The sequence below is a fragment of the Cytobacillus horneckiae genome (assembly GCF_002835735.1).
In the GTDB taxonomy this organism is placed as follows: domain Bacteria; phylum Bacillota; class Bacilli; order Bacillales; family Cytobacillaceae; genus Cytobacillus; species Cytobacillus horneckiae.
In genome coordinates, this window is sequence record NZ_PISD01000010.1 from 49,782 (window position 1) to 67,508 (window position 17,727).

Sequence of the window (17,727 nt, forward strand, 5' to 3'; positions counted from 1 at the left end):
ACAATATGATATAGTAAATGAGGTGAATCACTTTGGATATTGATAAAGTGATTAAAAAATACATTCCGATGTCTGAAACGGCATTTTATATTTTATTGTCCTTAAAGAAACCTAAACATGGCTATGGCATTGTTAAACATGTAGAAGAAATTACATTTGGCCGAATTCACTTAGGTTCAGGGACAGTGTATGGGACCTTGACAAAAATGCAAAAGGACGGAATTATTGCTGTTTTTGCAGATGAGCAGCGTAAAACAGTGTATGAGATGACGGCTATTGGAAAGTTTTTAATGGCTGCGGAAGTTTCCCGATTAAAGGAACTATATGAAAACGCATTAAAATATGAGGAGGTAAATGATGATGAGGATTTATAAACCTTTTTGGAGCTATAGTATCCATAAAACAGAAGCATGGTTAGCTGAAATGGCTATAAAGGGATACGAATTAAAACGGTTTAATCGCGTGACAAGATCCTTTCATTTTAATAGCAGCAGTGCAAAACATATTACGTATAAAATTGGCTATGACAGAACAAAGCTTAATCCAATCTCCTCCACTTTAGAAAATGATGGCTGGGCGTTCGTTGATCAGCAAAAAAGCTGGTATATATTAAAAAATGAAAGAGCAATAGAAGAAATACATACAACCCCTGTCCGATCCGGAATAATAAGAAGAAATAACCTTCTTTCCTTTTTATTCAGCACTATATTCATAGTTATTACCGCAAATCTAGTATTTCATTTGTCGCTAATTAGCATGAACCTTTTTAATGACGGCCAAGTGACTATCGTACAAAGCCCGCTTTGGATAATCACCTATACGTTTTGGACATTCCTGTTGGCATTATATCTATTATCTATTTATTCTTTCATCAAATTAAAAAGTGAAAACAAAAAATTGAATAATGAGCATAACGTAATGGATGGCTTATATGATAGTTGCGTGTCAAATTCCAGAAAGCAAGAAAAGCAGATGAAAAAGGAAGGAAAAATGATTAAACATACTAGATTTGGCTGGATGTATTCACCAGACAAGCTTGAAGAATGGCTGGAAGCGATGGAAGCCAAAGGGTATCACTTAAACAGGGTAAATAAACTTGGTACAAGCTTTTACTTTATAAAAGGAGAGCCAAGAAATATTAGCTATTGCACAGACTATCAAAATATCTCTGATGAAAACAATTTATATATGCATAAAGAATCAGGGTGGTGCCATATATACAGCTCCTACTCTTCCATGCAAAAATGGACGATATGGAGTAAGGAATATGAAGAAGATGAAATAAAACCGCGGATTTTCACAGATTCTATCAATAGAATAAAGCATGCAAAAAAAGTGGCTAGTGCTTATACATTATTATTTCTGCCGGTTTTGATTATATATATTTTCATCTTAACTTTACAGCTGCCCCTTTTAAATTTTAGCTTTTCTATTGATACCCTTAATCCTATCCTTTACACCTTTGTATTATGTTTGTTCAGTTCGTTTATCATCCGTTCATGGCTTTACTACTTTAGAATGAAGGGTGATTCACAGTTATAATTGTTTCTTTTTTTAAATAGAAAAGCTACAATTAAAAAGAATATTTTTACAAAAGGAGTGTACATAGAATGAGCAAATTTAACCAAAACTTGGAGAAGTACGCTGAACTTACCGTTAAAGTAGGCGTAAATGTGCAAAAAGGGCAAACGCTTGTCATTAATACTTCATTAGATTCAGCTGAATTAGTTAGATTAATTGTAAAAAAAGCGTATGAAGTCGGCGCCCATAATGTTGTTGTCAACTGGAGCGACGATATCGTATCACGTACTAAATATGAGCTTGCTCCTGATGAAGCGTTTAAAGAATATCCTCACTGGCGCGCTCGTGAAGTCGAAGAGTTAGCCGAGAACGGTGCAGCCTTCATCTCTATCGTATCTGCCAGCCCTGATTTACTTAAAGGAATTAATCCGGAAAAGATTAGCACTTTCCAAAAAGCTGCTGGTCAAGCAATGTCGAAATATCGCAAATATATTCAATCAGATAAAGTAAGCTGGACAGTCATTGCCGCTCCTTCACAATCATGGGCTAATATGGTTTTTCCTGAAGCAGCTGAAGAAGAAAGAGTCGATATGCTTTGGGATGCAATCTTTAAAGCGACACGCTCTGATTTAGAAGATCCGATACATGCCTGGAAACAACATGATAGCAATTTGCATGAAAAAGTCGATTATTTAAATAGCAAACACTACAAAAAATTGCATTATAAAGCTCCTGGTACAGATTTAACGATTGAATTACCTGATAAGCATCTATGGGTTGGTGCAGGCAGCGTGAATGAACAAGGCCATGAATTTATGGCAAATATGCCGACAGAAGAAGTCTTTACTGTCCCTCATAAAGATGGTGTCAATGGCACTGTAGCAAGTACAAAGCCTTTGAGCTACGGCGGAAATATTATTGATCGTTTTTCCGTTACCTTCAAAAATGGCAGAATCGTTGAGGTGAAAGCTGAAGAAGGCGAAGAAATCCTGAAGCAATTGGTTGAAACAGATGAAGGCTCTCATTATCTTGGCGAAGTCGCATTAGTGCCATATCAATCGCCAATATCACAATCTAACCTGCTTTTCTATAATACACTTTTCGATGAAAATGCATCCAATCATTTAGCCATTGGCAGCGCCTATGCCTTCTGTATTGAAGGCGGTAAAAAAATGAGTAGCGAGCAATTGGCTGAAAACGGACTTAATGAAAGTATTACTCACGTCGACTTCATGATTGGTTCTGCTGAGATGGATATTGACGGAATTACAGAAGACGGCAAGTCAGAACCAGTATTCCGCAAAGGAGATTGGGCGTTCTAAAACAAGTTCCAGCTGAGTGATTTCAGCTGGTTTTTTATTCCCTTTATATTAATTTTAGACATAGGAAAAAGACCGCGGCGCCTTCTTTTTTAAAAAGAAGGCTGCAGCCTATGTCCTGCATCTATTCTCTTTAATTTCTGCGTAAAAATGCTCTGCTCAATTCTCCGTCCTCATCAGCAGCCAGCTCAATCGAATATTTATCTACCTCAAAAACAGCCGTTACTTTTCCTCCATTTTCTTGTTTTTTATACTTTGGTTCGCCAAAAATGGTAATAGCCTCGTTTAAGGTCGTTTTCATTCTTTCGCCAGGAATTGATACAGCAGTCACATTGCCGTTATCTTCATCATAATAATATGTCGTTTCCGGATACATAAGAAAGCTGACATCATTCACAATACCCTCTTCAATAAAATATGGATTAGACTTTTTTATTTCTGAGATATTCGTGCCTATCGGATATGGACTGCCCATTGGAATACCTAATTTAGCACGTTCTATCACTTCAGTTGTAATTTCGAAATTATGGTAAGGGAAATATTGCTCCTCTTCCTCCCTCCATATTTCAATCCAATCTTCCGTTAAAAGTCCGGCTTCACCAATCTGATCTTCTTTAATTACAGATTCATCATGTATGGAAAATGAAGTATAGTCTTCCGACAGCAGCCATGTAGAAAATACCCAGCTGTTATTGTCATCCTGATGGTGAGCTGTTTGAATATATCGCTGGTTTAAAGATTTTGCTTTCACATCAGTTAAGTTAATCAGTTTATCACTATCTTCGCTCACTATTTCACGTAATTCTCCGTCAACAATCGTCAATAACCTAAGTGAAGAATGGGTATCGTCTATATCATGCGACAAGACAATTAAAGATTTATTATTTGTATTAATTGTGTAGACTCCACCCTTTTTCACTTCAAAACTACCTTCAATTGAGTTCTGCCGATAGGCCAGTTTCTTATTTTGTTCAGCTAAGTAAAATGCATAGCTGTCTTTATTATCGTCTTCTGCATACAGAAAAACTTGATAGCTTTTATCGTCCTCAGTAATTTCAACTTGATATAACGCTTCTTCTTGCAGCTCTGTTACTTTTATTGCATCACTGTAACTTTCATTCGTTTCATGAGCAACTGTGGCATTTGGCTCCAGCGTTTGATAGTCTTTACTCGAATTCACATTTGACTCTTTTGTACAGCCGGCCAAAACAACTGAAAACATTAATATATATAAATAATTCTTCATTAGATTCTCCCTGTAAGTAGAAAAGCTTATTATTAGATAAATTTCTTAGTATGCGTTTTGTATCTTGCATGATTGCATACATTAAATATTTTATTTAATCTTCTTTAGTTTAAAAAACGGAAATATCTTCACCGCTTCGATGAATTTTTTATTACCATTCTAAATTGTAACAAATCTGAAACAATACTACAAATGTAATAAAAATCAGTAAACTTGCTGTAATCTCAAGATTTCTTAAGAATACTATGTTTAAATATTAATATGTTAGGTTAAATCATTTATGTGCACTTCTACATATTGAATTTATTGTTATGATATAAGTTGCAAACATTATTTTAAAAAGGGGACTGGCAATCTAATGTTAAAAGAATTTAAAGAGTTTGCGCTCAGAGGAAATGTGCTTGATTTAGCAATTGGGGTCATTATCGGTGCTGCATTTGGCAGTATTGTTACATCGCTGGTTGATGATATAATGATGCCATTTATAGGCATACTAATGGGCGGTGTCGATTTTACTTCGCTTTCATTTGATGTTGGCAGTGCAACCATAAAATATGGTCAATTTATTCAAACTGTGTTTGATTTCCTTATTGTTGCTTTCTCTATATTTCTTTTCATCCGATTCTTGAATAAGCGACTCAGGAGGAAAGAAGTAGAAGAAGAAAAGGCGCCTGAAGTTGATGCGAAAGAGGAATTGCTTACCGAAATTAGGGATCTCCTAAAAAAGCAAAATAATAGCGAGCATAAAGAAGGAAATCGCAGCCTCGAATAGAAGCTGCGATTTTCTATATAATCATGCAACCTTTACGGAAATGATTCGTACGAATAGAAAGACAAAAAAAGAGGTGTTTCAAAAATGCATTCACAATCAGCTTATGAAAAAAATCTTTCAGCTGTCATGCGCGCCTTTGCCATTTCATTGGGTATAGCAACAATCGGTGTCATGATTGGAGTATATGTTCCTCCCTCGCTTTTCTTACCGCTCGCGATTATCGAGGTTTTGATGCTAATCTTTGCTTTCTTTCTAAGGAGAAAAAAAGCAATATCCTATACCTTTCTCTATTCATTTACTTTTATATCTGGTTTAACAACTTTTCCAATTATTAATTACTATGTAACAGCAATTGGACCGCAAGTAATCTTAACCGCATTCATTGCAACAACGTTAATTTTTGCTGCGATTGCCATCTACGCGACAAAGACAAAGAAAAACTTTTCATTCCTTGGCGGATTTTTAGCAGCTGCGCTGCTTGCTTTAATTATTGTGGCAATCATTAACATCTTCTTGCCGCTCAACGATACAGCCATGACCATATACTCATTCATTGGGATACTTGTTTTTAGCGGGTATGTTTTATTCGATTTTAACAGAATGAAGCATTATGGGATACCTTCCCATGCCGTCCCGACGATGGCACTCAATTTATATTTAGACTTTATTAATCTGTTCATCAATATACTCCGGCTAATCGGCATATTAAAAGACAGAAAATAATCCTAACCTAGCAGTAGCATACAACTGCTAGGTTTTTTCATTTAGCCCCCTGCCCCTTATTTTTATTTCAATCTGTTCATGTCGAAAAAAAATGAATTTTGTATATTTTTCCGTTTAAAACATGCTCTTTATTTACATAATAGGGAATAAAAGGAGGTTACTATTAAATGGCTGAACAAAACCAAAGCACAGACAAAAAAATGTCCCGCCGCAGATTTATCCGCAATTCCAGTTATGTAGCTGGAGGTCTTGTAGGCGGCGGTCTGATCGGTGGATTGATTGGATCCAATCTAGGCAACAAAAATCAGGATGATGCAGGGACCCAAGGGCAGCAGCATGAAAACGGAGCCTATCAACAAGCACCTCTTTATTTTACCAATCCTGAAATATTTGCGGTGTTAGTCGCTGCAACTGAAAGAATATATCCTACCGATGATACCGGACCAGGAGCAAATGATTTAGGTGCACCATTCTTTATTGATCATTCACTCGCAGGGTCTTGGGGCAATAATACCCGGGAGTATATGCAAGGACCATTCTATCCTGGTTCAAACTTTCAGGGCTATCAATCTCCATTAAAACGGCATGAAGTTTTTGATACAGGACTTGCTGCACTTCAAAGAATCAGCAACGAAAAACATGACGCTAACTTTGCAGACTTAGAGGGAGAACAGCAAGATGAGATTTTGACTTCTTTTCAGAAGGATGAAGTCGAATTGAAGGGTGTGACCTCAAAAACATTCTTCAATATTCTTCGCCAGGCGACCATTGAGGGTGTTTATGCTGACCCGGCTTACGGCGGCAATACAAACATGGAAGGCTGGAAAATGAAAGGCTTCCCTGGGCATCAAATGAGCTATTACGACAAAATTGAATCTGATGAATTTATGAAAATAGAACCGAATAGTTTACATTCGTATACTAAATAATGTCCCTTAGGAGGATATAAGACATGGCAGAAAAGTTACCAAAGACGGATGTTGTCATAGTTGGAATGGGCTGGGCTGGAAGTATCATCGCTGCCGAGCTCGGAAAAGAAGGACTAAAGGTCGTCGGATTAGAACGAGGTAAAGAACGCGGCTTAAAAGACTACTATGTCGTTCATGATGAATTGCGATATGCCATTCGTTATGAACTAATGCAAGACTTATCTAAAGAAACGATTTCCTTCAGAAATAATATGAAGGAACGCGCATTGCCGATGCGCCAGCTAGGCTCGTTTTTATTAGGCGAAGGACTCGGAGGAGCAGGTGTCCATTGGAATGGTCACAGCTACCGCTTCCTTCCTTATGATTTTGAAATAAAATCGAAGACAATTGAAAAGTATGGAGATGGAAAAATTAAAGGCCTCCAGCTTCAAGATTGGGGTATCACTTACGATGAGTTAGAGCCCTACTTTGGCATGTATGAAAAGGTAGCCGGAATTAGCGGCGAAGATTCACATTTTGGACCCGAGCGCTCCATTCCATATCCTACACCGCCAATGAAGGAAACTCCATTAACTAAGAAGTTTAAAGAAGCTGCAAAATCTTTAGGCATGCATCCCTATCATATGCCTTCAGCTAACTTAAGCGAACCTTATGAAAATCCTTATGGAGCGAAACTTGCCGGATGTCAATACTGCGCCTTTTGCGAGCGCTTTGGGTGTGAATATGGAGCAAAGGCAGATCCAACCGTTGCTGTCATTCCTTTTGTACGTGAAACCGGCAATGTAGACATCAGAAACTATGCAAATGTCACTGAAATCATTCATGAAGGCGGCAAGGCAACTGGTGTTAAATTCGTTGATGTTTTAACAAAAGAAGAATTTATCCAGCCTGCTGACATGGTTGTACTAACAAGTTATGTAATGAACAATACAAGACTATTGCTGCAATCAAAGATTGGCAAACCGTACGATCCTAATAGTGGTACAGGGGTTATCGGGAAAAACTATTGCTATCAAATCCTTCCAGGGTCAACAGGCTTTTTCGAAGATGAGCAGTTTAATACTTTTATGGGTGCAGGTGCATTAGGGGCTACTGTGGACGATTATAATGGCGATAATTTCGACCACTCTGATCTCGACTTTATTCACGGCGGTTCTATTTCCTTTAACCAATCCGGCGCCCGTCCGATTGCATCAAACCCAGTGCCAACCGGTACTCCAAACTGGGGCGCAGATTTTAAGGCACAGTCTATTAAATACTATACTCGCTCTTTAAGCGTAAGTGCTCAAGGAGCCTCTATGCCTACGAAGAATAATTATATGGATCTTGACCCAACCTATAAAGACGCTTACGGTTTGCCTTTGCTGCGACTTACTTATGATTTTACTGATCAGGACCGTAACTTATATAACTATATCGGTAAAATCGGCGACCAGATTATGCTTGAAATGGGTGCAAATAAAGTGAATGAGAGATCAAATTTGGAAAGCTACGATATCGTTCCTTACCAGACTACACATAATACTGGAGGAGTCATTATGGGAGCTGAGCCTGAAACTTCCGCAGTTAATAATTACTTACAGATGTGGGATGCTGAAAATGTCTTTGTTGTTGGCGCCTCTGCTTTTGCACATAATAGCGGATATAATCCAACCTCAACAGTCGGCGCTCTCTCATTCCGCGCGGCAGAAGGTATACTTAAGTACAGCAAAGAAGGCGGACTATTAGCCTAAACAAAAAAGGAGTGGATGATTGTGGGTCTATCTAATATTGGGATACCCGGTTTAATCATTATTCTTGTCATTACCTTAATTATATTTGGCCCGAAGAAGCTTCCTGAAATCGGCGCAGCTTTTGGAAAAACACTTTCCGAGTTTAAAAAATCTACAAGAGAAATCATGGATGATAGCGAGAAAGAAACAGTCACTGTAGCTGCAAAAAAAGATGAGGAAACAAATAAAACAACAACTTAGATAGGGGAGCTTGCATATGGAAAATAGCGAGCAAACTTTAGTAGAACATTTAACTGACTTAAGAAAAGTGCTCATTCGCTCAATATTTTTCTTTCTCATTTGCTTTATCATCTGTTTACTGTTTATCAATCGGCTCATCCCGGTGTTGTCCAACCACTATGATTTGGTCATGCTCGGTCCGCTTGATGTCATTAGACTTTATACGGGAATTGCCGGGAGTATCAGTCTTGGCATCTCCCTCCCATTTATCGCTCTTCAAGCTTGGATTTTCATTCGGCCTGCCTTAAACGATAAAGAAGCGAAAGTATCTGTCATGTTTATTCCAGCAATAATCATGAGCTTTGCTATCGGTTTAATGTTTGGATTATTTATTGTTTTTCCTACAATCTACGGATTTTTAATGAGGTTAGGAGAAATAAATTTCTCAATGATGATTACAGCAAGGGAATATTTTTCTTTCTTACTCATGTCCACGATTCCATTTGGTTTTCTGTTTGAAGTACCGTTATTGCTTGTATTTCTTACTTCCATCGGAGTCGTTACACCTGATATGCTTAAATCGATTAGAAAATATGCCTATCTTATTTTAGCTGTCGTATCAGCACTTATTACACCGCCAGATTTCTTTTCACAAATTTTAGTGTTGATTCCATTAATGTCCTTATATGAGCTAGGTGTGCTGTTATCAAGAATAAGTTTTAAAAGACGAGCTGCAGTTCAAGAAATACAGCCGAACGAAGCATAGCTGGAAATATCGATTTATATTTGATTTCATCAAAAAAGAAGTAACCATTGCCCAGCAGCAGGTTACTTCTTTTTTAGTCGCTTATATTGTTCAATAAAATCTTCCGGCACTTTTTTTACGTAAAATGGGAAAACTCCACGGTTCGTATGCAAGTACAAAACACCCATACTCCGCTTGGAAATCTTATAGGATACATCAAAAACATCCGACATTAAAATTTGATCTTCCTGCCAAATGATTGTATCATCATACAATTCTATAATCTTTTCTTCTTCTTCATACTTTTGTACATTCCAATCAATCTTCCTCGTTACCTTTATATAAGTATGGGTTGTAATTAATTTCAAGGTGTACATAGCCTCCATTATTACTCATACTTCTATTGAAGCATAACTATATTCCTTAGAACAAATGATAAACATTACTTTTTATTTGTCATTTCTCTTACTTGCCGAAGTACAGGCATTTCCTCCAATTCTTTATTTGTAACTAAATCCCATTGTATTCCTTCTGGCTTCGGGTATGGCGAATTTGTTTTAATTAGCTCCTGCTCCGTAGCAATCCAATCAACTGTTAAATCATACGCATCTCTTGGTATGTCTTCATCTGTTAACTGAGCGCTATGTATTGTACCAATAACAGGTATAGGCGGATTGCCTAGTTCGCGAATAATCGCATATTCCCTATCTGCATAACCTTCCCCTTTACCAATACGACGCCCATCCTTATGAAGTGCCACTGAGCCAGCAAAAAACAAATCGATAATTGGCAATTCCGACAAATGAATTTCTTTCCCATACGATTTGATATGAGATAAGCTCGCTGCTTTTCTCTCTTCCCCCTTTGGCACCCACTCTGGCTTTACAATAATAAATCCCGCCTTCAGCCTTGGAGTTGGAACTAATAATGTTTTACCATCACGCAATATTTGTGCTCTAATAGGAAGCTGCGGAGAATCTGGATTAACTTTTATCACCCTTGCCTGTCTATATTCGGGCATCATTGTTACAAAATGGGCCGCCTTCTCTGCTCCTTTAAAGTTTGGTATGCGGTTTTTTAAAGGAAAAGGAAACCTTCCCAGCTTTTTTTCTTCAAGCAATGTCCAAACTCTTTCACGAATCTCTGACTTACTAACCAAATACAATCTTCTCCTTTTAAGTAGGCTAATACGACACTGTGATTCATCATGCTGCTTGCCCACCAAATTTTAAAGCATATACCTTGATATTTTGATTCTATTTCTCAATGGAGCCCTTGTTTCAAAACCTAGCTGCGAAAGGTGCGTAGCCTTGCGAGTGGCTCACAACCTTGTTAGGAATTATAGAACGCCGGAAAAAAGCCTGGCAAAGGACTCCTTTGACCTTTCCAACAAACCTCGTTTATAAAATTGGACTGGACTAATTTTTACGCTGTCCTTCATATCTTCCTCAAAATGAGCAACCAGATCGCGGATAGAGCTTGTCCCATATAGAAATACATTTACCTCGAAGTTTAAATGAAAGCTTCTCATATCCATATTAGCGGTGCCAATGGATGCTAAATTACCGTCGACTATAATTATTTTTTGATGCAGAAAGCCCTTTTTATAAGAGTAAATTTCTACTCCATAACGCAGCAGTTCAGAAAAATAAGAACGGCTTGCATATTGAGTCAAGAAGCTATCGTTAATTTCAGGCACCAGTATTCTTACTTCAATTTTCTTTGCTGCAGCTACTCTTAAGGCGGTGCGGATAGCTTCATCTGGTACAAAGTATGGAGTCGCTATCCAAATCGATTGTTCTGCAGAAGAAATCATTGAATAGTAAAAGTCACCCATAATCCCCTGCTGTGTATCAGGTCCGCTCCCAACCACCTGAACTGCACCATCAAGCGTATGATCATGGACAGTATGGCGATAGCACCGGTAATCATCGAGAACATGCTGTCCTGAAATATACTCCCAGTCTAATAAGAAAATGGTATGTAAAGTATATACAGCTTCTCCCTTTAAGGATAAATGGGTATCCCTCCAAAAGCCAACCTCTGAGTCCTCACCTAAATATTCCACACCGACATTCAATCCGCCAGTAAAGCCTACTTCACCGTCGATGATGACGATTTTGCGGTGATTTCTAAAATTAAACTTCTGATTAAAAAAACCGTATTTCAATGGCGAAAATGCCCTTACTTGAATACCTGCTTTCTCCATCTTTATGATGTCCTCGGAAAATAAAGTAAGGCTTCCTGCCGCATCAAATATAAAAAGGACTTCCACTCCCTCCTTTGCCTTGCTAATTAATATATCAATCATTTCTTTTCCTAAGCGATCAGACCGAAAGATGTAATATTCCATATGAATAAATTTCTTCGCCTTCATTAACCTTCTCTTTATTTCAAAAAACGTCTCTTCTCCGTTCTTTAATATAGTCGCTTTAGAGGATGTACTCATTGGAGTCAATGCCGAATGAATGGAAAATTCCGCAAATCTCATTTGGCCATCCTGCAGGAAAGACACATCAGGATCATCCTCCTGTTTCATCAGCCTTTTCCATTCTTCGCGATTTTTTCTCCGCATGCTTTGAAATAAATAGCCTTTCATATATAGCTGCCCTGAGTATAAATAAAATAAATAGCCGACTAGCGGAAAAAAGACGAGCACATAAATCCATAGTAGCGTATGCTGCGGGGTGCGTTCCTCCAGCATAATGGAGAAGGATATAATAAAAATTGTTGCAGCGTACAATAATAAGCTGAAGACTGTAATAAAGGTGCTTGTTTCCATAAAAAAAGCAACATACAATGTAGTTATTAATATAAATGCAAACAGAAATTCTAGTCGGCGTCGGCTTTTCATAACATCTTCCCCATCCTTAAGTATAAGTGCTCTTTATAATACCCTATTGTCAATTTGAAAAACTAAGCGCCTCAATAGTTTTTCCATCTTTACACGTTTACATGTCATTTCAAGGAGGTTCCAAATGGAAATTATTGAATTAAATTCGTTACATGCAGAAGCCTATCAGCACTTAAGATTAGAAGGGCTTAAAAAGCATCCTGAAAATTTCGGCGCAAGTTATGATGAAGAATTACATTATACAATTGACGATTATTCCGAAAGAATTACTGCCCATCAATCTAATGTATTTGGCGCATTTAATAACGAAAAGTTAATCGGAATTGTTACCCTCTTTAAAGAATCAAAATTAAAGATGAAGCATAAAGCATTTATATTTGGGATGTATGTAACTGAGGAAAGCCGAGGACTAGGTGCTGCAAGAAAGCTAATGGAGGCCGCTCTTAATAAAGCCAGAGCTCAGCCAGAAATTGAACAAGTTTATTTGACGGTCATGTCTGATAACCATCCAGCAAAAAAGCTCTATCTCAGTTTAGGATTTGAACCTTATGCCAAGGAGCCTCACGCACTTAAAATCGGTACTTACTATTATGACGAAGAACATATGCTGTTGATGCTATAGTTAACAAGCCAGCTTCCTTTTCCAATGAAGCTGGCTATTGCTTTATTGATACTTTTTTAGGATTTCCTGTAATTTGAGGGCAAGTCCTATATTGCCTTCAACCTTTAATCCTCCTGTCATAAAGGCAACAGTTGTATTTAAGTTTCCTTTTAATAAACTAGAGAAATTTTGATCATTCATTTTTAGTTTCACTTCTGCTTTGTCGGTGTGCCCTGTTTCTAAATGCACTTTTCCTTCTTTTAACACTATTTGCACTGGACCGCTCTCCTTTAATTCAACTTGAAATATTCGGTCCTTTTCGTTTTCAATATGCGCTGGATTTGCATTCATTTTATCTGTAATTTTTTCAAGCTCAAGTATGACTGACATATGTATCCCCTTTGTTATTAAGAATTTTTTCTGCTGCTATGATACTGTCCTTTAACCAGACGGCTGCGAGCGGATGCTGCACGATTTCTTTTGTTGTCAACCAGTGTACGCTGTCAACTTCATCCGGGCTCTTTGCGAATGCCTTTCCGCTTTTGTATTTGCATAGAAACACAACATTGATAACTGCTGAATGATCATCAGCTAAAAAAGAAGAGCTCCATACATAATCCATCTGGTCATCTACCTCAATGCCCACCTCTTCAAAGATTTCCCTTTGCACACTTTTTTCTAAAATATTATTCACATGACCTTCATGTTCAACCTTTCCGCCTACTAAAGAAAGTGTACCAGCTGCGTGTTCTTCCTTCATACTTCTTTTAATTAAGAGCCAATGGCCTTGATGAAACACCGCACCTTCAACATTGACAATAAACATCTTTTCACCCCCTATAATATATTCCATTTTTTTTAGCGATTTCCTGCTCATTTATGAATCATGATTCATTTTTTTACGAGTTCGACAGTCAAAGATGCCCTTTGTGTTCAAAAATAAAAAACAGCACCAATTATTGGTGCTGCTATCTATCTAATTCCATGGCAGTTCGGACCCAAAGCTTTTTGCTCTTTCCTCGCTGTCTTTTCTTCTTTTTTTCCGAATTTGCGCCCTGTCCTTTGCGCTTTCATATAAGCTTTTTTCCTCATCAGTAACTGGCACAACAGCAGGTATTTCTATCGGCTTTCCTTCTTCATCCACTGCCACCATTGTTAAGAAGGATAATGCACATACATTTCTTTCCCCTGTGAGAAGCCCCTCAGCGATTACTTTCACGAAAACCTCCATTGACGAGCGGCCAGTATATGTAACAAATGCTTCTAAGCATACAGCATTGCCTTCATAAATTGGATGTAAAAAATCAACAGAATCAGTAGATGCAGTGACAACTGCTTTCCTCGCATGTCGCATTGCCGCTATCCCAGCTATATCATCTATATAAGCCATTAGCTTGCCGCCGAATAAAGTGCCATGACTATTTGTATCTGGCGGCTGTACGATACTTGTTTTCACTACATAGGATTCCTTGCAAAACTTGGTCTCTCTCATGATTGACTCTCCTTTCATTGACGAAGCAATGATGCACATTCTATATCATAACCGAAAACTCATTATTTAAAAAAGGTATTTTTCTTTCTTACTCGTAATGTATCGCCAGTCCAGCCTCTCTTTATTAACAACAAATATACGGCAAGTGTAGATAATAAAATGATTAGGAGCGCTATTGCATAACCCCACTTTTCATCAAGCTCTGGCATGAATGTAAAGTTCATCCCCCATAATGCACCCCACGCACTAACAGGCGTGAATAACGTCGTAATCACTGTTAATGTTTTAATAATTTCATTTCCTCTATAATTAGATACCATTTCTTCAAAGTTAACAAGGTGATCAATTTCCTCCATATATTCTTTAATTAACATGTTTCCTCTTTCCATTTTCTTAGTTGTTCTTTTAAATTCTTTCTGTCCTGTAATTATGTCTCCAAATGCTTCTTCTAATCCAATGCGCAGTTCTTCAAAAGGAATCATAAAGTTTTTCCAGACAAGTGCTTCATGTCTAAGTTCATAAATTTCTTCTAACCGGTTTATGCTATTTTTCTTCTTTATTTTCCAAAATAAATCATTTAACCGGAGTTCAAATTTATCTATATTGTCAATGCAAGTATTTAAGAGTTCTGAAAGCATGAGCAGCATACCTTCAATTGCATTATCTGCAGTGTTCATATTCTTTATTTTATTGGGATTCAGGTTAATCGTAATAATAAAATCCTTTGTTAAAAAATAATGAAACAGTTGATACTCATTCTGGTCTTTCAGCTTTTGTTCATAAATAAGTGAGCCGCTGATAGATTCAAATCCATCTTCTTCTGTATTTATGTGTAAATGGTTTGATTCTCTTAATGAGGCATTCTCCAACCATTTTTTAATAGTACTTTGATATTTAGGGTATGAATCAACATCTACTTCTTCACCTTCCATCACATTCAGCCATTTCCATCTCTCTTCATTAAAGGTCCACTCCATGTGAATCTCCCTTTCCTTCTATAATGATGATATTATTTTCCCTATTTATAGCACTCTTGAAACTTCGATGTTTTTATTTTTTGAAATTGGGTATTTATATATTAAGCATTAATATTAAAGGAAAAGAGGAGGAGTAAAACATGAATTCTCGTCCAAGAAATTCTTATATTTTAGCAGGAGTTGGGATTACTAGTGTTTTATTGCTTGCAAACAAGTCCAATCGTGAAAAGCTACAATCGATAACAACTAAAATTAAAGATTACATGCCATTTAATAAAAAGAAATATGAAGTGATGGAAAAAGCGGGTCATCCGATGCCACAGGATACTGAAGATAATAAAATGGTTAGCGAAGGTGCTTTATATTCCGTCAATTATTTTAATGAGAAGGAGCAGCAATAACCTAAGGAAATTCCTTAGGTTATTGTTTATTGCCACTTATAAATCCGCCACTTTGGGCAATAGTTTTTCTTTTCCCCGCCTCATTCTTGTTTTTACTGTAGAAAGAGGCAAGTTTGACTCCTGGCTTATTTCGACTAATGTGCGATGGTGGTAATAAAATAACAATAAAGGTTCTTTATACATCTCCGGCAATTCCTTCAGTTTGTTTGTAACTGCTTCCTGCTCACATTTTTGAATACACACTTCTTCCGGAGCAGGGGAGACTATTTCTTCTTCATACATATACACTTTTTCCTCCCAAAATTTTCTTTCAGTCTTTTCTTTTCTCCAATAATCTCTACATTTATTAAGTGCAATTTTAAACAACCAGTTCTTTACTTTTGTTTCCTGTTTAAACGACGGAAAGGCAATATATGCAGCAATCATCGCCTCTTGATAGAGATCCTCTGCGAGTTCCTTATGGCGAACTAATGAAAATATATATCGAAAAATTGCATGGCTATGTTCATTTATACATGCTTCAAAATTAATATCAATTGAACTATTCATATCTAATATGGCGGGACGACTCAGGTGTCCCTTCCCCCTTTTTTATCTCTCACCCTATTAGACGAATAAATCTATTTGTCCCCCTACAGTTTTTTTGAAAAATTATTGATTAAATCTTCTATTCGTAGGTACAAGTATGAGCGACACACCGATTTTTTTGCATATCGTGAAATAATGCATTAATGTCAGCAAAATCGCACCTAGATTGATGCCAATAATCACGCCATGCATTTGTAGGGAATCCATCGAACCAAATACATACATTCCAACAAAAGAAATCGTGGTTGACCAGACTGAATGGTAAAAGGCATCCTTCATTAGTCCTAATCCGATTAAATAGGCTTGCATCGGCATAATGAAGAAATGAAGCAGGAAAAATGGCCATAACAATTGGACATATACACTTGCATCAGTTGAATGAAAGAAACGGCTAGTTAATGGTTCTGCAAAAAAGTAAAAGAAGGTAACTGCTGGCACACCATAAATAAATGTAATAAAAAAGACTTGCTGCAGCAGCTTCTGTAAATAGCCTAATTTGTTTTCAGCATAGGCTTTCGAAACTGTCGGAATAAGCATAACCATAAATGAATGGGCGATAAAAGCTGGAAATAAACCGATTGTCATGGCAACACCTGCAACCATGCCAAAATGTTCTGTTGCGATGTCAGAGGAAATACCGGATTTTAATAATGCCGCTTTTATTAAAAACGGCTGGATGGCATGTGATAATGCATGGAAGATTCTCAGTCCCGTTGTCGGAATTGATACGCCCATTAAGTTTTTCCAAACTGTCATCCCGCTTAAGTTTTCGAATGGAGCCTTCTTCATTTTTTGATATTGAATAACAAACATGTGAATAAAATAAGCAAAAATCGCTAATTCACTGCCAACAAAGGTACAAATCGCAATAAACACTGCAGTCGTCGTTTCAAACTGGAAGAAATGATACAAAGCAATCAGCAAGCTAAGCTGCACCAGTTTCCTCGTGAAATTAGCGGTTGCGATTTTCCCCATTTGCTCTCTCCCCATGAAAAACCCTCTTGCAATCGAGGAAAACGATACAATGGGAATAAGAATAATCGCCATCCACCTCAGTAACGGATGATAACTATCAAATACAGAAAGAAATGGCAGAATCATCGAGGCAATCGGAATTAAAATCAAAGAAAATATAACCGTCAGCCTTATGACATGATTGAGCATACTATAATGATATTTTTGATCTTTCTCTGCGATAAATTTTGAAATCGATACAGGCATCTCGAAACTTGCCAATAAAACGATTAAAAAAATCGTCGGCAAGATGGACATATACATTCCGAGGCCATGCTCCCCCAATTCCCTTGCAAGCACCATATTCAATAAAAACTCAATGCATTCACCAGCAAAAGCTGCCAGCACTAATAAGGTGAGTCCTTTAAAAAACTTGTTCATTTTGCCTCTCCTTTATGTCTGCCTAATCTTTGAACCTTGTCCTTTATACATATGAGACAAGCGCTAAAAATATATCATTCTCTTGAACAATCATTCACATAGAATCAGCCAATTACTTTTATATCAAACAAAGCTTCTACTTAAAAACGTATATTTAAACTGAATGTAATTATGTGGGCTTCGGACGAATAAATTGGGCTTTTTTCACCTGA

Annotated in this window: 21 protein-coding genes; 11 read left to right on the forward strand and 10 right to left on the reverse strand. The window is 37.3% G+C overall.

Annotated elements, in window-relative coordinates:
• The first annotated feature begins 32 nt into the window (after nucleotides 1-32).
• The 3 genes from CWS20_RS06005 to CWS20_RS06015 all read left to right on the forward strand — a co-directional run bounded on the left by CWS20_RS06005 (nucleotide 33) and on the right by CWS20_RS06015 (nucleotide 2,843).
• On the forward strand, nucleotides 33-374 hold the full coding sequence (locus CWS20_RS06005) for a PadR family transcriptional regulator (RefSeq protein WP_180321513.1): 342 nt from the start codon (nucleotides 33-35) through the stop codon (nucleotides 372-374).
• Nucleotides 355-1,542, forward strand: coding sequence for a DUF2812 domain-containing protein (locus CWS20_RS06010; RefSeq protein WP_066195229.1), 1,188 nt, complete (start codon nucleotides 355-357; stop codon nucleotides 1,540-1,542). Before CWS20_RS06005 ends, CWS20_RS06010 begins: the two co-directional genes overlap by 20 nt.
• A 68-nt stretch (nucleotides 1,543-1,610) precedes the next feature.
• Nucleotides 1,611-2,843: an aminopeptidase gene (locus tag CWS20_RS06015; protein WP_066195227.1), complete on the forward strand. Its 1,233-nt coding sequence runs from the start codon at nucleotides 1,611-1,613 to the stop codon at nucleotides 2,841-2,843.
• Between the two features lie 130 nt (nucleotides 2,844-2,973).
• Here the strand turns inward: CWS20_RS06015 and CWS20_RS06020 are convergent, their stop codons facing one another.
• The gene (locus CWS20_RS06020; protein ID WP_066195225.1) at nucleotides 2,974-4,086 is read right to left on the reverse strand and encodes a hypothetical protein; all 1,113 of its coding nucleotides are present in this window, start codon (nucleotides 4,084-4,086) and stop codon (nucleotides 2,974-2,976) included.
• A gap of 358 nt (nucleotides 4,087-4,444) precedes the next feature.
• Here CWS20_RS06020 and mscL point away from each other — a divergent pair, with 358 nt between their 5' ends.
• From mscL to tatC, 6 genes are all read left to right on the forward strand, one after another.
• On the forward strand, nucleotides 4,445-4,858 hold the full coding sequence (gene mscL, locus CWS20_RS06025; protein WP_066195222.1) for a large conductance mechanosensitive channel protein MscL: 414 nt from the start codon (nucleotides 4,445-4,447) through the stop codon (nucleotides 4,856-4,858).
• A gap of 84 nt (nucleotides 4,859-4,942) precedes the next feature.
• Nucleotides 4,943-5,581, forward strand: coding sequence for a Bax inhibitor-1/YccA family protein (locus tag CWS20_RS06030; RefSeq protein WP_066195219.1), 639 nt, complete (start codon nucleotides 4,943-4,945; stop codon nucleotides 5,579-5,581).
• Nucleotides 5,582-5,748: 167 nt separating this feature from the next.
• Nucleotides 5,749-6,510 (forward strand): gluconate 2-dehydrogenase subunit 3 family protein, encoded by a 762-nt coding sequence (locus CWS20_RS06035; protein ID WP_066195217.1) that lies wholly within the window; start codon nucleotides 5,749-5,751, stop codon nucleotides 6,508-6,510.
• 23 nt (nucleotides 6,511-6,533) lie between these two features.
• Nucleotides 6,534-8,243: a GMC family oxidoreductase gene (locus CWS20_RS06040; RefSeq protein ID WP_066195215.1), complete on the forward strand. Its 1,710-nt coding sequence runs from the start codon at nucleotides 6,534-6,536 to the stop codon at nucleotides 8,241-8,243.
• Between the two features lie 21 nt (nucleotides 8,244-8,264).
• Complete coding sequence (gene tatA / locus CWS20_RS06045) at nucleotides 8,265-8,483, forward strand: twin-arginine translocase TatA/TatE family subunit (protein ID WP_083957318.1); 219 nt, start codon at nucleotides 8,265-8,267, stop codon at nucleotides 8,481-8,483.
• A 16-nt stretch (nucleotides 8,484-8,499) separates the two neighbouring features.
• Nucleotides 8,500-9,228 (forward strand): twin-arginine translocase subunit TatC, encoded by a 729-nt coding sequence (gene tatC / locus CWS20_RS06050; RefSeq protein WP_066195212.1) that lies wholly within the window; start codon nucleotides 8,500-8,502, stop codon nucleotides 9,226-9,228.
• 62 nt (nucleotides 9,229-9,290) lie between these two features.
• On the opposite strand, the gene CWS20_RS06055 is transcribed toward tatC, so the two are convergent.
• The 3 genes from CWS20_RS06055 to cls all read right to left on the reverse strand — a co-directional run bounded on the left by CWS20_RS06055 (nucleotide 9,291) and on the right by cls (nucleotide 12,061).
• On the reverse strand, nucleotides 9,291-9,575 hold the full coding sequence (locus tag CWS20_RS06055) for a hypothetical protein (RefSeq protein ID WP_083957317.1): 285 nt from the start codon (nucleotides 9,573-9,575) through the stop codon (nucleotides 9,291-9,293).
• Nucleotides 9,576-9,649: 74 nt separating this feature from the next.
• The gene (locus CWS20_RS06060; RefSeq protein ID WP_066195210.1) at nucleotides 9,650-10,366 is read right to left on the reverse strand and encodes a 5-formyltetrahydrofolate cyclo-ligase; all 717 of its coding nucleotides are present in this window, start codon (nucleotides 10,364-10,366) and stop codon (nucleotides 9,650-9,652) included.
• Between the two features lie 180 nt (nucleotides 10,367-10,546).
• A complete protein-coding gene (cls, locus tag CWS20_RS06065; protein ID WP_066195206.1) occupies nucleotides 10,547-12,061 on the reverse strand; it encodes a cardiolipin synthase in 1,515 nt (504 codons plus the stop codon).
• 124 nt (nucleotides 12,062-12,185) lie between these two features.
• Between cls and CWS20_RS06070 the strand changes: the two genes are divergently transcribed.
• The gene (locus CWS20_RS06070) at nucleotides 12,186-12,683 is read left to right on the forward strand and encodes a GNAT family N-acetyltransferase (protein ID WP_066195204.1); all 498 of its coding nucleotides are present in this window, start codon (nucleotides 12,186-12,188) and stop codon (nucleotides 12,681-12,683) included.
• A 42-nt stretch (nucleotides 12,684-12,725) separates the two neighbouring features.
• Here CWS20_RS06070 and CWS20_RS06075 read toward each other — a convergent pair whose 3' ends face one another.
• The 4 genes from CWS20_RS06075 to CWS20_RS06090 all read right to left on the reverse strand — a co-directional run bounded on the left by CWS20_RS06075 (nucleotide 12,726) and on the right by CWS20_RS06090 (nucleotide 15,131).
• Complete coding sequence (locus tag CWS20_RS06075; RefSeq protein WP_066195201.1) at nucleotides 12,726-13,052, reverse strand: SCP2 sterol-binding domain-containing protein; 327 nt, start codon at nucleotides 13,050-13,052, stop codon at nucleotides 12,726-12,728.
• Nucleotides 13,036-13,488 (reverse strand): NUDIX domain-containing protein, encoded by a 453-nt coding sequence (locus CWS20_RS06080; protein WP_066195198.1) that lies wholly within the window; start codon nucleotides 13,486-13,488, stop codon nucleotides 13,036-13,038. The genes CWS20_RS06075 and CWS20_RS06080 overlap by 17 nt, the downstream gene beginning before the upstream one ends.
• Nucleotides 13,489-13,638: 150 nt before the next feature.
• Nucleotides 13,639-14,154 (reverse strand): acyl-CoA thioesterase, encoded by a 516-nt coding sequence (locus CWS20_RS06085; protein WP_066195196.1) that lies wholly within the window; start codon nucleotides 14,152-14,154, stop codon nucleotides 13,639-13,641.
• A 62-nt stretch (nucleotides 14,155-14,216) separates the two neighbouring features.
• Complete coding sequence (locus CWS20_RS06090) at nucleotides 14,217-15,131, reverse strand: magnesium transporter CorA family protein (RefSeq protein WP_066195195.1); 915 nt, start codon at nucleotides 15,129-15,131, stop codon at nucleotides 14,217-14,219.
• A gap of 140 nt (nucleotides 15,132-15,271) precedes the next feature.
• Between CWS20_RS06090 and CWS20_RS06095 the strand changes: the two genes are divergently transcribed.
• Nucleotides 15,272-15,532 (forward strand): YbyB family protein, encoded by a 261-nt coding sequence (locus CWS20_RS06095; RefSeq protein ID WP_066195192.1) that lies wholly within the window; start codon nucleotides 15,272-15,274, stop codon nucleotides 15,530-15,532.
• A gap of 36 nt (nucleotides 15,533-15,568) precedes the next feature.
• Here CWS20_RS06095 and CWS20_RS06100 read toward each other — a convergent pair whose 3' ends face one another.
• Entirely contained in the window at nucleotides 15,569-16,081 is a 513-nt protein-coding gene (locus CWS20_RS06100) for an RNA polymerase sigma factor (protein ID WP_066195191.1), read from the reverse strand.
• Between the two features lie 102 nt (nucleotides 16,082-16,183).
• A complete protein-coding gene (locus CWS20_RS06105) occupies nucleotides 16,184-17,515 on the reverse strand; it encodes a polysaccharide biosynthesis protein (protein ID WP_066195190.1) in 1,332 nt (443 codons plus the stop codon).
• Nucleotides 17,516-17,727: the final 212 nt, after the last annotated feature.

Bases quoted from the DNA above. Each gene is read 5' to 3' on its own strand.
- CWS20_RS06015 (WP_066195227.1), top strand. From the start codon at position 1,611: ATGAGCAAATTTAACCAAAACTTGGAGAAGTACGCTGAACTTACCGTT.
- tatC (WP_066195212.1), top strand. From the start codon at position 8,500: ATGGAAAATAGCGAGCAAACTTTAGTAGAACATTTAACTGACTTAAGA.
- mscL (WP_066195222.1), top strand. From the start codon at position 4,445: ATGTTAAAAGAATTTAAAGAGTTTGCGCTCAGAGGAAATGTGCTTGAT.
- CWS20_RS06035 (WP_066195217.1), top strand. From the start codon at position 5,749: ATGGCTGAACAAAACCAAAGCACAGACAAAAAAATGTCCCGCCGCAGA.
- CWS20_RS06100 (WP_066195191.1), bottom strand. From the start codon at position 16,081: ATGAATAGTTCAATTGATATTAATTTTGAAGCATGTATAAATGAACAT.
- CWS20_RS06010 (WP_066195229.1), top strand. From the start codon at position 355: ATGATGATGAGGATTTATAAACCTTTTTGGAGCTATAGTATCCATAAA.
- CWS20_RS06020 (WP_066195225.1), bottom strand. From the start codon at position 4,086: ATGAAGAATTATTTATATATATTAATGTTTTCAGTTGTTTTGGCCGGC.
- CWS20_RS06070 (WP_066195204.1), top strand. From the start codon at position 12,186: ATGGAAATTATTGAATTAAATTCGTTACATGCAGAAGCCTATCAGCAC.
- CWS20_RS06075 (WP_066195201.1), bottom strand. From the start codon at position 13,052: ATGTCAGTCATACTTGAGCTTGAAAAAATTACAGATAAAATGAATGCA.
- CWS20_RS06105 (WP_066195190.1), bottom strand. From the start codon at position 17,515: ATGAACAAGTTTTTTAAAGGACTCACCTTATTAGTGCTGGCAGCTTTT.
- CWS20_RS06040 (WP_066195215.1), top strand. From the start codon at position 6,534: ATGGCAGAAAAGTTACCAAAGACGGATGTTGTCATAGTTGGAATGGGC.
- CWS20_RS06090 (WP_066195195.1), bottom strand. From the start codon at position 15,131: ATGGAGTGGACCTTTAATGAAGAGAGATGGAAATGGCTGAATGTGATG.
- CWS20_RS06095 (WP_066195192.1), top strand. From the start codon at position 15,272: ATGAATTCTCGTCCAAGAAATTCTTATATTTTAGCAGGAGTTGGGATT.
- CWS20_RS06030 (WP_066195219.1), top strand. From the start codon at position 4,943: ATGCATTCACAATCAGCTTATGAAAAAAATCTTTCAGCTGTCATGCGC.
- cls (WP_066195206.1), bottom strand. From the start codon at position 12,061: ATGAAAAGCCGACGCCGACTAGAATTTCTGTTTGCATTTATATTAATA.
- CWS20_RS06085 (WP_066195196.1), bottom strand. From the start codon at position 14,154: ATGAGAGAGACCAAGTTTTGCAAGGAATCCTATGTAGTGAAAACAAGT.
- CWS20_RS06080 (WP_066195198.1), bottom strand. From the start codon at position 13,488: ATGTTTATTGTCAATGTTGAAGGTGCGGTGTTTCATCAAGGCCATTGG.